Origin of the sequence: Pandoraea pneumonica (genome assembly GCF_902459645.1) — a bacterium.
Lineage (GTDB): Bacteria > Pseudomonadota > Gammaproteobacteria > Burkholderiales > Burkholderiaceae > Pandoraea > Pandoraea pneumonica.
In genome coordinates this window covers 772962-787198 of sequence record NZ_CABPSK010000003.1, presented here as the reverse complement: position 1 = coordinate 787198, position 14237 = coordinate 772962, and the positions used below count along the sequence as shown (strand labels likewise).

Annotated in this window: 12 protein-coding genes and 1 tRNA gene; 4 read left to right on the top strand and 9 right to left on the bottom strand. The window is 62.5% G+C overall.

Features of this window, described 5'->3' with window-relative positions:
* The first annotated feature begins 255 nt into the window (after positions 1-255).
* From secA to PPN31114_RS19130, 4 genes are all read left to right on the top strand, one after another.
* A complete protein-coding gene (gene secA / locus PPN31114_RS19145; RefSeq protein WP_150681051.1) occupies positions 256-3051 on the top strand; it encodes a preprotein translocase subunit SecA in 2796 nt (931 codons plus the stop codon).
* Between the two features lie 184 nt (positions 3052-3235).
* Positions 3236-4465, top strand: a complete 1230-nt coding sequence (gene argJ / locus PPN31114_RS19140; protein ID WP_150681050.1) for a bifunctional glutamate N-acetyltransferase/amino-acid acetyltransferase ArgJ — start codon at positions 3236-3238, stop codon at positions 4463-4465.
* Positions 4466-4696: 231 nt separating this feature from the next.
* A complete protein-coding gene (locus tag PPN31114_RS19135) occupies positions 4697-5587 on the top strand; it encodes an ATP-binding protein (protein WP_150681049.1) in 891 nt (296 codons plus the stop codon).
* Between the two features lie 70 nt (positions 5588-5657).
* On the top strand, positions 5658-6092 hold the full coding sequence (locus PPN31114_RS19130; protein ID WP_150681048.1) for an NUDIX domain-containing protein: 435 nt from the start codon (positions 5658-5660) through the stop codon (positions 6090-6092).
* Positions 6093-6242: 150 nt separating this feature from the next.
* Here PPN31114_RS19130 and yacG read toward each other — a convergent pair whose 3' ends face one another.
* The 9 genes from yacG to PPN31114_RS19080 all read right to left on the bottom strand — a co-directional run bounded on the left by yacG (position 6243) and on the right by PPN31114_RS19080 (position 14066).
* Positions 6243-6437: a DNA gyrase inhibitor YacG gene (gene yacG / locus PPN31114_RS19125; RefSeq protein WP_150681047.1), complete on the bottom strand. Its 195-nt coding sequence runs from the start codon at positions 6435-6437 to the stop codon at positions 6243-6245.
* Positions 6438-6441: 4 nt separating this feature from the next.
* Positions 6442-7197: a cell division protein ZapD gene (zapD, locus tag PPN31114_RS19120; protein ID WP_150681046.1), complete on the bottom strand. Its 756-nt coding sequence runs from the start codon at positions 7195-7197 to the stop codon at positions 6442-6444.
* A gap of 158 nt (positions 7198-7355) precedes the next feature.
* The gene (coaE, locus tag PPN31114_RS19115; RefSeq protein WP_150681045.1) at positions 7356-7970 is read right to left on the bottom strand and encodes a dephospho-CoA kinase; all 615 of its coding nucleotides are present in this window, start codon (positions 7968-7970) and stop codon (positions 7356-7358) included.
* Positions 7967-8779, bottom strand: coding sequence for a prepilin peptidase (locus PPN31114_RS19110; protein ID WP_150681044.1), 813 nt, complete (start codon positions 8777-8779; stop codon positions 7967-7969). Before PPN31114_RS19110 ends, coaE begins: the two co-directional genes overlap by 4 nt.
* The gene (locus PPN31114_RS19105; RefSeq protein WP_174988215.1) at positions 8776-9870 is read right to left on the bottom strand and encodes a type II secretion system F family protein; all 1095 of its coding nucleotides are present in this window, start codon (positions 9868-9870) and stop codon (positions 8776-8778) included. Before PPN31114_RS19105 ends, PPN31114_RS19110 begins: the two co-directional genes overlap by 4 nt.
* 214 nt (positions 9871-10084) lie before the next feature.
* Positions 10085-11344, bottom strand: a complete 1260-nt coding sequence (locus PPN31114_RS19095; RefSeq protein ID WP_246182636.1) for a GspE/PulE family protein — start codon at positions 11342-11344, stop codon at positions 10085-10087.
* A 158-nt stretch (positions 11345-11502) separates the two neighbouring features.
* Positions 11503-12792 (bottom strand): HlyC/CorC family transporter, encoded by a 1290-nt coding sequence (locus tag PPN31114_RS19090; RefSeq protein ID WP_150681042.1) that lies wholly within the window; start codon positions 12790-12792, stop codon positions 11503-11505.
* Positions 12793-13035: 243 nt separating this feature from the next.
* Positions 13036-13112, bottom strand: a tRNA-Pro gene (locus tag PPN31114_RS19085).
* Positions 13113-13136: 24 nt separating this feature from the next.
* Positions 13137-14066, bottom strand: coding sequence for a polyprenyl synthetase family protein (locus PPN31114_RS19080; protein ID WP_246182647.1), 930 nt, complete (start codon positions 14064-14066; stop codon positions 13137-13139).
* Between the last annotated feature and the right edge of the window lie 171 nt (positions 14067-14237).

Below are 14237 nucleotides of genomic sequence, written 5' to 3'. Positions count from 1 at the left end.
CTGCCGAGCGCGAGAAACCACGGCGCTACAAGACGCCAAGCCGCCCGGGCGTATCACCGCAGCATGCTAGAATCCATTTTTTAGAACAGGTATCGAACCAGCGTGTGGCAAGTCTGCCAAATGCTGGTGACCCGCAGTGCGCAGGCGCGTCGGGCGGTCCGGATGTCACGGGGGGAATTTCGTGGCGCTCGGACCTTGTTCCTTTGACCGTCCGCAAGCTTGCGAACGACATTTGCCGCCCTAACCAGTGATCCGATGATTCCCGGTCTTCTCAAAAAAGTATTTGGCAGCCGCAACCAGCGGCTCATCAAGCAGTACCAGAAAACCGTCGCGGCGATCAACGCGCTCGAGCCGCAGATCGCCCAACTGAGCGACGAGCAGCTGCGCGGCAAGACTGAGGAATTCAAGCAACGTATCGCCCAGGGGGCGAGCGTCGACTCGCTGCTCGTCGAAGCCTTCGCCGTCTGCCGTGAAGCCGGCAAGCGCGTGCTGAAGATGCGTCACTTCGATGTGCAGCTGATCGGCGGTATGGTGCTGCACTTCGGCAAGATCGGCGAAATGCGCACGGGTGAGGGCAAGACGCTCGTCGCCACGCTGCCGGCCTATCTGAATGCCCTCACTGGCAAGGGCGTGCACGTCGTTACCGTCAACGATTACCTGGCCCAGCGCGACGCCGAATGGATGGCGCGTCTGTACAACTTCCTGGGTCTGTCGGTGGGCATCAACCTGTCGCAGATGCCGCACGATCAGAAGCAGGCCGCCTACGCTTCTGACATCACGTACGGCACGAACAACGAGTTCGGTTTCGACTACCTGCGCGACAACATGGTCTACGAGACCGAGCAGCGCGTGCAGCGAGCCCTGAACTACGCAATCGTCGACGAAGTGGACTCGATCCTGATCGACGAGGCGCGCACGCCGCTCATCATCTCTGGCCAAGCCGAAGATCACACCGAGCTGTACGTGAAGATGGATCGCCTGCCGGCGATGCTCGAGCGTCAGATCGGTGAAGAGAAGGCCGACGGCACGGGCGTTGAAGTGCCGGGCGACTACACGCTCGACGAGAAGGCGCGTCAGGTGTTCCTGACCGAGCGCGGCCACGAGAAGGCCGAGCAACTGCTCGCCGAGTGGGGCATGATCGCCGAGGGCGACAGCCTCTACGCGCCGCAAAACATCACGCTGATGCACCACGTGTACGCCGCCCTGCGCGCGCACACGCTGTTCCACAAGGACCAGCATTACGTGGTGCAGAACGACGAGATCGTCATCGTCGACGAGTTCACGGGCCGTCTGATGGCCGGCCGTCGCTGGTCCGAAGGTCTGCATCAGGCCGTGGAAGCCAAGGAACACGTCACGATTCAGCACGAGAATCAGACGCTCGCTTCGATCACGTTCCAGAACTACTTCCGCATGTACGCCAAGCTCTCGGGCATGACGGGTACGGCGGATACCGAAGCGTTCGAATTCAACGAAATCTACCGTCTCGAGACGGTGGTGATTCCGACCAACCGTCCGCCCAAGCGGATCGACCGTCAGGATCAGATCTACAAGACGGCGAAAGAGAAGTACGACGCGGTCATCAAGGACATTCGCGATTGCGTCGAGCGTGGCCAGCCGGTGCTGGTGGGCACGACTTCGATCGAAACGTCGGAATACCTCTCGCAACTGCTCACGCGTGAAAAGCTGCCGCATCAGGTGCTTAACGCCAAGCAGCACCAGCGCGAAGCCGAGATCGTGGCGCAGGCAGGCCGTCCGGGCGTGATTACCATCGCGACCAACATGGCCGGTCGCGGTACCGACATCGTGCTGGGTGGCAACGTCGAGAAGCAATCGGCGTTCATCGAAGCCGACGAAAGCGTGTCGGAAGCCGACAAGCAAAGCCGTATCAAGCAATTGCAGGACGAGTGGCAAGGTCTGCACGAGCAAGTGAAGACCGCTGGCGGTCTGCACATCATCGGCACCGAGCGTCACGAGTCGCGCCGTATCGACAACCAGTTGCGCGGCCGTTCGGGCCGTCAGGGCGACCCGGGTTCGTCGCGTTTCTATCTGTCGCTGGAAGATCCGCTGCTGCGCATTTTTGCGGGCGACCGCGTGCGCGCGATCATGGATCGCCTGAAGATGCCGGAAGGCGAAGCCATCGAAGCGGGCATCGTGTCGCGCTCGATCGAATCGGCACAGCGTAAGGTCGAAGCCCGTAACTTCGACGTGCGTAAGCAATTGCTCGAGTATGACGACGTTGCCAACGATCAGCGTAAGGTGATCTATCAGCAACGTAACGAACTCCTCGAGACGCAAGACGTATCCGAGACCATCGCCGGCATGCGCCAGAGCGTGTTCGAAGATATCGTGCGTACCTACGTGCCGGCCGGTACGGTGGAAGAGCAGTGGGATCTGAAGGGTCTCGAGACGACGCTGCGCGAAGAGTGGCAACTGGATCTGCCGCTGCAATCGCGTATCGAAGGTGCCGACGAGATCGACGACGAGGACATCCTCAAGGAAGTGCTCGACGCTGCCGAGGCCGCTTACGCTGCCAAGATCGAACTGGTGGGCCGCGAGTCGTTCTCGGGCTTCGAGCGCTCGGTCATGCTGCAAAGCGTCGATTCGAACTGGCGCGAGCATCTGGCCGCCCTCGACCATCTGCGCCAAGGTATCCATCTGCGCGGTTATGCGCAGAAGAACCCGAAGCAAGAGTACAAGCGCGAGGCGTTCGAACTGTTCGCCCAGTTGCTCGAAACCATCAAGCTGGAAGTCACGCGCGTGATCATGAACGTGCGCATTCAGTCGCAAGAAGAGTTGGAGCAAGCGACCGAATCGCTCGATGACAACGCGGGTGGGCTGGTCAACATCGAGTTCAAGCATGACGAGCTCGAAACCGTGGGCGGTGAGGGCGAAGTCGACGAGGATGCCGGGCGTCCGGTGGTCGCGGCGATTGCCTCGGCTGCGGCCGCGGTGGCCGGTGGCGACGATCTGCTGCCGAAGGTTGGCCGCAACGATCCGTGCCCGTGCGGCAGCGGCAAGAAATTCAAGCACTGCCACGGCAAACTGTCTTAAGATGTGAACCAAGCGACGCGGCGCCGACCAAAAATCGGCGCCGAGTCGTTTGTGGCGCCGGGAATGTTGCTCGTCAGCGGGTCTCAGTCCCCGGCCGCACCGATCAACCGCCGCCCGGGCGGGCTGTCGTGCCGACATTGCCAGGGCGGGAGATGCAACCTTTACCTCTCGCGGGCGAACCCTCATGGCCGTCAATTTCCCCTCGATCGAAGCCTCCCAACTGCGCGCCGTGCCTGGCGTCGAACTGGGCTGGGCCGAAGCCAATATCCGTAAGCCGAACCGCAAAGACGTGCTGGTCATGCGACTGGCCGCTGGCAGCACTGTGTCGGGCGTGTTCACGACGAACCGCTTCTGCGCGGCGCCGGTCACCGTCTGCAAGGAGCATCTGGCCGCACACGCCGGCATTCGCGCGCTGGTGGTGAACACCGGCAACGCCAACGCTGGCACCGGTGAGCCGGGCATGGCCGCCACGCGCGCCACGTGCGACGCATTGGCCAAGCTGCTGTCGGTGACCCCCAACCAGATTCTGCCGTTCTCCACGGGCGTGATTCTCGAGCCGCTGCCGGTCGACCGTCTGGTCGCCGGGTTGCCGCAGGCGATTGCCAATCTCGCCCCCGCGCACTGGTACGAGGCCGCCCAATCGATCATGACGACCGATACGCTGCCGAAGGCCGCCTCGCGCGAAGTCGTGATCGATGGCAAGCCCATCGTCATGACCGGCATCAGCAAGGGGGCCGGCATGATCAAGCCGAACATGGCGACCATGCTCGGCTTCGTCGGCACCAACGCCCGCGTGGCACAGCCGGTGCTCGACGCCCTGGTGAAGTACGTGGCCGACCGCTCGTTCAACGCGATCACCATCGACGGCGATACGTCCACGAACGACTCGTTCATCGTGGCCGCCACGGGCCAGACCGAGCTGCCGGAAATTGCCAGCACTGACACCCCGGCATTTGCCGCGTTGCGCGATGCGCTGTTGTCGATTTCGCAGGAACTGGCACAGCTGATCGTGCGCGACGGCGAAGGCGCCACCAAGTTCATCACCGTGACCGTCGAGGGCGGCCGCGATGTGGCGGAGTGCCGTCAGATCGCTTATGCCATCGGTCATTCGCCGCTCGTGAAGACGGCGTTCTTTGCGTCGGACCCGAATCTGGGCCGCATCCTGGCGGCGATCGGCTATGCCGGTGTGAACGATCTGGATGTCAGCAAGATCGACCTGTATCTGGACGACGTGCTGGTCGCCCGCGCTGGCGGCCGTAATGCCGACTATCGCGAAGAAGACGGTCAGCGCGTCATGAAGCAAAGCGAGATCACGGTGCGCGTGGTGCTCGGTCGCGGCGACGCGGCAGCCACGCTGTGGACCTGCGATCTGTCGCACGACTACGTGAGCATCAACGCGGACTACCGCTCCTAAGCCCTGACGCGACAGCCGTCCCCTCCCACCGGAGGCGGCGGTTGTCGGCCGCTCGCTGCGTGCCCGACCGGCGCGCACGGGGTGCCGTTCGAGGCGCCGGCCCATGAGACGCATGGAGCTGGCAGGCAGGTCGCCGATGGCACGAGCATCGGGGCCGATAGCGAAGGGAAACGACAACACCGAACGACGAGACATCGACTGGCGTTCCTCGCCAGCGCAAGGATTCGAAGCATGGACAAGCTGGAGCAGTTCCTCACGCGCGCCGAAGGCGTGCTGGCCCGACTGGAGGCGATGTTGCCCCCGGCCGTCCCCGAGATCGATTGGCGCGCGGCAGTGGCGTTTCGCTGGCGCAAGAAGCAGGGACGCGGTTTCCTGCAACCGGTCGCGCACGTCTCGGAAATCACGCTGGGCGATCTGCAAAACATCGAGCGTCAGAAGGGCTTGATCGAGCAGAACACGCGTCAGTTCGTGCGTGGCGAGCCGGCCAACAACGTGCTGCTCACCGGCGCACGCGGCACGGGCAAGTCGTCGCTGATCAAGGCTTGCTTGAACCAGTACGCGAGCGAAGGTCTGCGTCTGATCGAAGTGGACAAGGACGATCTGGTCGATCTGGGCGATATCGTCGACCTGATTTCGGCGCGTCCGGAGAGGTTCGTGGTGTTCTGCGACGACCTGTCGTTCGAAGATGGCGAGTCGGGCTATAAGGCGTTGAAGGTCGCACTCGATGGCTCGATCGCAGCGCAATCGGACAACGTGCTGATCTACGCTACGTCGAACCGCCGCCATCTGTTGCCTGAATACATGAAGGACAACGAGAGCTATCGCCATACCGAAGACGGTGAGATTCATCCGGGCGAAGTGATCGAGGAGAAGATCTCGCTGTCCGAGCGTTTCGGCTTGTGGGTGAGCTTCTATCCGTTCAAGCAGGACGACTATCTGACGATCGTCGGGCACTGGCTGCAACACTTCGGTGTGCCGGCCGATCAGCTTGAGAACGCACGGCACGAAGCGCTGATTTGGGCGCTGGAGCGCGGTTCGCGCTCGGGCCGTGTGGCGTTCCAGTTTGCGCGTGACTGGGCGGGCAAGCTCAGCAGTGCGGCGGGTGCAACAAAGGCTTCTTGACCGCCTTTCGATACGTTGAAAGGCATCGGGCACGCGGTGACGGCGTGCCCGGTAAAACAACCGCAGAAATATGACTGAATCGAAGCGATATGCGCCCGATGGGCGGGCCATCACGGAAGTGGCGGTTGGCGTCATGGTGCGCCCCGACGGCACGGTGCTGCTCGGGCAACGCCCGGCGGGCAAGCCTTATGCCGGTTACTGGGAGTTTCCGGGCGGCAAGCTCGAAGCCGGTGAGTCGGTGGCGGCGGCGCTCGCGCGCGAGTTGCACGAAGAACTCGGTGTGACGGTCGTGCGCTGCGCCCCATGGCGTGTGCTGGAGCACGACTATCCGCACGCTTATGTGCGTCTGCATTTCTGCAAGGTCACGGCGTGGGACGGCGAGCCGCACGGTAAGGAAGGGCAGGCATTGGCTTGGGAGCGGCCGCCCGTGGGCGTCACACCACTGCTGCCGGCCGCTGAGCCGCCGCTCAAATGGCTGGCTGAGGAAATGGCGGGTAAGGCGTGAGATAAGGGCGCAAGCCTTCGCTGCGTCCACCTGTCGTCGGACGTTGGCCGGCGTCTCGCACGACTTGCTACGCCCGAAAACACAAAGGCACCCTAGGGTGCCTTTGTTGTTTCAGTGCCGCGCGTCGATGGCACGCGGTGAGTGCCGTCCTTAGCGCTGCGTCGGGTCCAGCGGCGAATCTTGCGACGGATCGTCGGCGGCTTCCGCGGGGATGGTGTATTTCTCAGCGGCCCACGCGCCGATATCGATCTGTTTGCAGCGATCCGAGCAAAACGGACGAAACTTGGCTTCGGGCCCCCAAACGACTTTCTTGCCGCAGGTCGGACAATTGACGACGGTTGTCATGACGTTACAGATTGCAGAGGGTCAGCAGGAAAGGTACGTCGCTGTCGACCGGACGGGGTTTCAGATCGCCGTCCTGCGTGGTGAAACGCACCCAAAGCATGTACTTGTTGGCGCTGGCTTCCGGGATCACGCGCAGATCGGCGGCAACCCGCACCTGCATGAGTTGGTAGACGCGGCCGGTCAGCATCTGCTGATAGCTGCCTTGCTGCGCCATCGCCTTGCTGGCGTGGCCCGATTCGCGCGCCAGACCGAGCACGATGCCAATGGCGTCGCGCAGCGGCATGAGCGGACCAATCCACTTATCGATGTCCTGGCGGCGCTGCTCGGCGTCGTTATGACGCCAGGCGTAATACGACGGCAGGTCGAAGCGGCACGTACCGCCCGGAATCACCGAGCGGCTGCGAATGCTCGAAAGCCATTCGTTGTCGTTCAGATGCTGGCCGGGTTTACCGGGAATTTGGTTGAGATTCGCGATCGCGCGCTCGACTTCGTCGATGAACTGTTCAAGCGCGTCGGATGCAATGTCGGGATTGCCGCGATAGGTCTGAAGCGTCAGACGCTGCCGATCCAGTTCTTTGACCAGATCGTTCTTCAGATCGGAGCGGCCCGCGATGTCCGCGATTTCGAACATCGTGATCAGCGCCGCGTGATGATCGAGCGGCTGATCCTGTCCGACGAAAAAGGCAAAGCGCCCGAACAGCTCTTCTAGCCGAAGCAGCGTGCGAATGCGTTCGTTGAGCGGATATTCGTACAGGATCAAAGCGCGTTGGCCTAGAAGTTGGCGCTTTTCAGCGTAATGGCGACATTCTAATGCGGGAATCTGTCGAGGTGCAACGCGAGTCGGCGTTCCATGCGGTGCAAACGCGATACACGCCGGCCACCGGCTCACGCAACGATGTCATGACGCAGCGCAATGGCTCACTGTCCCCCCGCGTTTTCGGACAGCTTGAGGTAGTGCGCGTGCAAGTGATCGACGCGTGAGGTGAGCGCGGCGTGCTGCGTATCGTTGTCGACGACGTCGTCGGCCACGGCCAGCCGCTGCGCGCGGGTGGCTTGCCGCGCCATGATCGCCAGCACCTGCTCACGCGAGAACTGATTGCGGGCCATGACGCGTGCGATCTGCGTCTCTTCAGGACAATCGACGACGAGGATGCGTTGTACGCGTTCTCGCCACGTGCCCGACTCGACCAGCAGCGGCACGACGAAAATCAGATAAGGGCCCGAGGCATCGGCGGCAGCGCGCTCGCATTCGGTGCGGATCAACGGATGGGTAATGGCTTCCAAACGCGCTTTTGCATCGTTGTCGGCGAAAACCAGTTCGCGCATGCGGGCCCTGTCGAGCGAGCCGTCGGGGGCAACGAAGGCGTCGCCGAACGTACGGCGGATGGCGGGCATGGCGGCCCCGCCCGGCGCCGTGATGCCGTGGGCGATGGCATCGGTGTCGATGATGGCGATGCCGTGCGCGGCGAACAGGTTAGCGACAGTGGTCTTGCCGCTGCCGATGCCGCCGGTCAGACCGATGGCGTAAGTCATAGGGTGCCTCCAATCCACATCATCAATTCGTTACCGCCGAACAGCGTGGTGATACCCGCCGTCGCGAGAAACGCACCGAACGGAAACATTTGGTCGCTGCGCAAGCGTCCGGTGAGCCATGCGCTTCCCGCCACAACCACGGCCAGCAGACACGCGATCGTCATGATTTGCAGTAACGCCGTCCATCCGAGCCAAGCGCCGAGTGCCGCGTAGAGTTTGAAGTCGCCGAAGCCCATGCCCTCGCGGCGGCGCAACAGCCAGTAGACCCAATAAAGCGCCCAGAGGCTCGCGTATCCGGCGGCCGCACCGATGACGGCATCGGGAAGCGCGGCATACCAGTGCCCCAGATTGCACAACAAGCCGGCCCATAGCAGCGGCAACGTGAGGATGTCGGGCAGTAGCTGGGTGTCGTGATCGATGTAAGCGAGGGTGAGGAGCGTCCACACGAGGCCGAGCGCGCCAACGCTTTGCCACGTTGGGCCGAAACGCCACGCTACGCCCACGCTTAGCAGTGCACTGAGCAGCGACAACTGCCAGCGCCGTGTCGGCGCGGCGTCGGGCATTGGCACGGCTTGGAAACGTTCGGCGGACAGGGCGCTGATGGATGCCTGCGGGGTGATGGCATCGCCGGGCCCCATAGCTTCCATTTCGGCCAGCCACGCGCGCTCGACGGCGACGGGCACGCGGCGTACGGCAAGGTCGAGAAAGAGGCCCGCAACGATACCCGCCGCAGCAAAGAGGGCAAAGCGCCAATGCGGCGCCAGTTGCGCGAGAAAGTCGATGAGAAGGGGCTCCGCGTAGCCGTTCATGCGACACCGTATCCGAGTTGGAACATCGGCAGATACATGGCAAGCACCATGCCACCGATCAGCAGGCCGAGAAACGTAATCATCATGGGTTCGAGCGTCGCGCAGGCACTCACCAGCGTATGCGCGGCTTCTTCGTCGAGCAGACCGGCCGCCTGGTTGAGCATGCGCCCGAGTGTACCCGATTCCTCGCCCACCACGGCGAGTTGCGCAATGACCGGCGGCCAGTGCGCATTGGCCTCCAGTGCGCCCGCCAGCGGTGCGCCGCGGGCGACCGAGATGTGTACGGCGTGGGCGGCTTCGCGGATGACCAGATTGCCGCAAGCGCTAGCCGCAGCGTCCATGGCGTCGGCCAGTGGAATGCCCGCATCGAGCAGTGTGCCGAGCGTGCGCGCCCAGCGGGCGGCACATGTCATGCGCAGGACCGGCCCGATGCCGGGGAGGCCGAGCATCAGGCGATCGCGCATGCGCCGGGCGCGTGTGCTGTGCCTGAGGGCCACGCTGAGGGCAACCCCCACCGCACCCATGGCGGCCAGCAGCCATGGCCCGTCGACGAGGGTCGCGCGCGATAAATCGATCAGCCCGCGTGTGAGCGGTGGCAACGGGACACCCCCGCCCGCCGCATTCGCGAAAAGCCGTTCGAATTCGGGGATGACCCACTGTAATAGCGCGATCACCACCGCGATGGCGATGCCGAGTACGGTCAGGGGATAAGCGAGCGCGCGCTGAAGCTTGTCGCGTAGGGCGCGGGTGTGGTCACGCTGTGCGCTCAGGCGCACGAGCGTGGCGGGGAGTTGCGCGCCTAGTTCGCCCGCTGCGACTAACTGGCAATCGATGGCGCTGAAATGACGCGTCGCCCGTGACATGGCCTGTGCCAGCGCCAAGCCTTGCCTGACGTCCTGTGCAATTTCGCGTGCGAGACGTTTGAGCCCACGCGTGTGCGCGCCACGTGCGAGAACGTCGAGCGCAGCGGTCAACGGCACACCGGCACCTAGCAGGGTAGCCAAGCGCCGCAGGAGGTTGGCGGCGTCGGCGGCGCTCACGCGAATAGTTGGGGCATGACGGCGTCCGGCGCTCAAGCGCGTTACGGTCACGCGTTGCCGCCGCAGCAGCAAACGCGCGGTTGCCTCGCCGCGCGCAGTCAATTCGCCGTGCCGCTCTTGACCCTGTTCATCACGCCCCTGCCAGTGCCAGCGACAAGATTGAGCAGAGTGCGTCGGTTCGCGAAGCTCGCTGACAGCAGTGCGTTTCGATTGCGAATCCGAACTCGAGTCCGAGCGCGCGTCTGCGCGCGAATCCGGCGCTGCCTCAGGCAGGTGTTGTTGCATCGATGTCCTCCTGGCAGACGGTACCCGCAGCGGCATGCCACAGACCTGCGTCGCGCAACGTCATTACACCTTCGCTTGCCGCCTGCGCCGCTAGATCGTGAGGGCTGCGAGACTGCGCAATATTCACGGCTTGTGTCGCACTGATCGGCATCACCTGAAATACGCCAATGCGCCCCGCAAACCCGGTGTCGTGACAGCGCATGCAAGTGTGGCGGCGCTGGGGTTCTTCACGGCCCTTGGTGCGCGTATTGAGCACAGACGTTTGCACCGACATGTCATTCGATGTGTCGATGCTTACGGCATCTGCGACGTGTTTGTCGATGTCGCTGACATTTGTCCCATGTGTGGGTGATGCGATAACCGTGGATGCATAGGCGCGAGCATTTGCGATTTCACACCCCGCCGGACAACGTCGCCTAACGAGCCGCTGCGCGCTGATCAGCAGAAGTGCCGACGATAGATTGAACGGGGCGACGCCGAGGTCTAGCAGTCGCGCGACGGTACTGGAGGCATCGTTCGCATGGACGGTGGCGAAGACCAGGTGACCGGTTTGCGCCGCCTGCACGGCAATCGATGCCGTCAGCGCATCACGGATTTCCCCCACGACCAGGACATCCGGATCTTGTCGAAGAAAGGCGCGCAGTGCAGTCGCGAAGTCGAGTCCGGCCCGCTCGTTAAGGTTGACTTGCGTGACCCCGGGCAGTCGGATTTCGACGGGGTCTTCGATCGTGACGATATTGCGTGTGACGTCGTTCAGCCGCCGCAGGCAACTGTAGAGCGAAACGGTCTTCCCGCTCCCTGTGGGGCCGGTGAGCAGAATCATGCCGTGCGGACGCGCAATCGCTCGTGTGAGCGCCTGATATTGCTCGGGGGTATAGCCGAGCGCTTCGAGCGAGAGAGGGACTTTCGCGGCATCGAGCAAACGCACGACGAGTTTCTCGCCATGCAGTGTCGGCAGAGTGCTCACGCGGCATTCGACGGGCTCGTTCGCTTCACGCCATAGCATCCGGCCATCTTGTGGCAAACGCTTCTCGGAGATATCCAGATGGGCGAGTACCTTGAGCCGCGCGACGAGCATATCGCGCCACGGCATCGGCACGTCGGCGTGTTCGTGGAGCAGGCCGTCGACACGTAGGCGAATACGGAAGCGTCGCGCCATCGGTTCGAAATGAATGTCGGAGGCGCCAGCGCGCACCGCTTCACCGAACACTTGTTCGAGGTACTGAAGGGGCGATGTCATGACAGGGTTTCGGCGAGAGCGTTGTGATGCTTCAGTCTCGTCAAAACCCTAGGGGATCTCAATCGGAATTGCCCGAAAAACGGGGCAGTGTGACGCGCAGTGAGCGAGAGGAATTCGCCGCGTGCGTCCTGTGCGTTTTTTGCGTTTCGCGCCTCGGGCTACGTGCCGGACTTATGGCCTTCCGGCTTAAACAGCCGCACGGTCTTGATCGCTTGATTATCGATTTGCACAATCTCCATGCGCACGCCGCTCACTTCCAAACTCACGGCAGCTTCCGGAATTTCGCGCAGCACTTCGAGGATCAATCCGTTCAGTGTTTTGGGGCCGTCGGTAGGGAGATGCAGGCCCAGCCGGCGATTCAGGTCGCGCAACCCGACACCGCCGCCGACCAGGCATTCGTTATCGGCGTTCCAGCCCGAGCGGCTGCCGCCGGAGCCCGGCGTGCTCGTCGTGAATTCACCGATTAGCTCTTCGATGATGTCTTCCGTCGTCACAAGGCCTTCGACCTCGCCGTACTCGTTGACGACGAGACCCACGCGCCGATGGTTCTCTTGGAAATATTGCAGTTGCCGCAACGCAGGCGTATCGCTCGGGATGAAATACGGTTCGACCAACAGGGCCCGCAGTGTGTCGACGGTGAGATCGTCAGGATGGCGCAACGCGGCAAGTGTGCGGCGCACGGGCAGGATGCCGACAACACGATCGATGTCGCCATCGTAGACGGGCAGCTTGTTGTGATAACAGGTCTCGAGCTGCGAGAGGATCGTGTCGAGCGGCGCCGAGATATCGAGCGCTTCGATGCGCGCACGCGGCACCATCACGTCATCGACGGCGATGTTCTCCAGATCGAGCAGATTGAGCAGCACGCTGCGCGGTTTGGTCGGCATGTAGTTGCCGGCTTCGAGCACGATCGTGCGTAATTCCTCGGTACTCAGGCGGGCTTCACCGGCAGCGCGACGCGTGTCGATGCCGATCACGCGCAATATGCCGCGCACAAAACCGTTGAGCACCCACACGAGGGGTGTCGCGAGCGTGACGATGGGTTTGAGCAGCGAGCTGGCGGGCAGTGCGATGCGTTCAGGATAGGTCGCGCCGACGATTTTCGGGCCGATTTCCGCGAATACGATGATGAGCAGGGCGATGAGCGCCGTTGCCACCGTGAGCGTGACGGCATCGTTGCCGAAGTAACGCACGGCTATCGACGTGGTGAGCACCGGGACGACCGTGTTGATGACGTTGTTGCCGACGAGGATCGTCGAGAGCAGGTCTTCGGTGCGCGAGAGCAGGCCCTGTGTGTTCTTCGCGCCGCGCACGTTCACGCGCACGAGATGTTTCAGGCGATGGCGGTTGAGCGCCATCATGCTCGTCTCAGAGATCGAGAAGAAGCCCGAGCAGACGATCAGCAGGGCGACGGCGCAAATTTGCGCCCATAAGGGCAGGTCTTCCAAGCGTATGGGTGCGCAAATGGCGCGAGGGGTGGCAACGAGGTGCCACTATAGCAGAGGGGAAATGGCGTCGACCGAGGGGGGGGCGTGAACGGCCACGAGGTGCGCGCATGTCACGGAGTGCAAGGCATTGGCACTGCCCGCGATGCCGATAAGAAAACGGCAGCAGAAATAAGCAGTAGAAATAAAAAAACCGCCGGACGAATCCGGCGGTTTTTTTGCTTTGCATGAGAGCAAAGTAAATCTTGGTCGGGGTGAGAGGATTCGAACCTCCGGCCTCTACGTCCCGAACGTAGCGCTCTACCAGGCTAAGCTACACCCCGCTTTCGATTTTGCTGCTTCGCGTCTTAAGTGCGTCGCGCTATCGAGTAAGAACACAATTCTAGCAGGCTATTTTTGTATTGTGAAGAGGGAAGTGTAGAAATTATTTGTGCGGCGGCATCGGCTTCTTCTTGCGCACGTGCCAGTGTGTAGTCGAGGGCGCCCGTGCGTGTGATCGCGGCAAGGATCGGCTCGAACTTGTCGGTGCCGCCGTTCTCGATGGCTTCGCGTACGAGCGCGCGCTCTTCGGGCGTGCCGTGTTGCAGCACGTGAATGAGCGGCAGCGTCGGCTTGCCCTCGCGCAAATCGTCGCCGGCGTTCTTGCCCATCGCGTCGGTGTCGCCCGCGTAATCGAGCCAGTCGTCCATCAATTGGAACGCGGTGCCGAGGCGGCCGCCGTATTCGAGCACGGCCGCTTCCGTTTGCGCATCCGCATTCGCCAAGACAGCGGCGAGTTGCGTTGCCGCTTCGAAAAGCGTCGCCGTCTTGTATTTGATGACCTGGAGATAGCGCGCCTCGTCCACGTCCGGGTCGTGCATGTTCAGCAACTGAAGTACTTCGCCTTCGGCGATGACGTTCGTCGCGCGCGCAAGAATCTGCATCACGCGCATGTTGTCCACGCTCACCATCATCTCGAACGAGCGTGAGTACAAGAAGTCGCCGACCAGCACCGACGCGGCATTGCCGAAGAGGGCATTGGCCGTCTGGCGGCCGCGGCGTAGGTCGGATTCGTCGACCACGTCGTCATGCAGCAGCGTCGAGGTGTGGATGAATTCGATGACAGCGGCCAGCTCGAAGCGATGCGGCGAGGTCACGCCAAGCGCGTTCGCAACGAGCAGCAGCAAGGCCGGACGCAGGCGTTTGCCGCCGGAATTGATGATGTACTCCGAGATCTGATTGATCAGGACCACCTCGGAGGCCAGCCGGTGGCGGATAAGCTGGTCGACGGCACGCATGTCGTCGGCGATGGCGGCCAGTACGTTCTGGGGAGAAGTCGAAGCAGTCAAGACAAGGCTCGGGTGAGGAAAAATTCGCCCCAAATTATATAGTGGACGCGGCAACTTTCGGGCACCAGCCCCGCGGAATGACTGCGTTCACGGAAGTCTTTGACGCAAAAGGATAAAGTC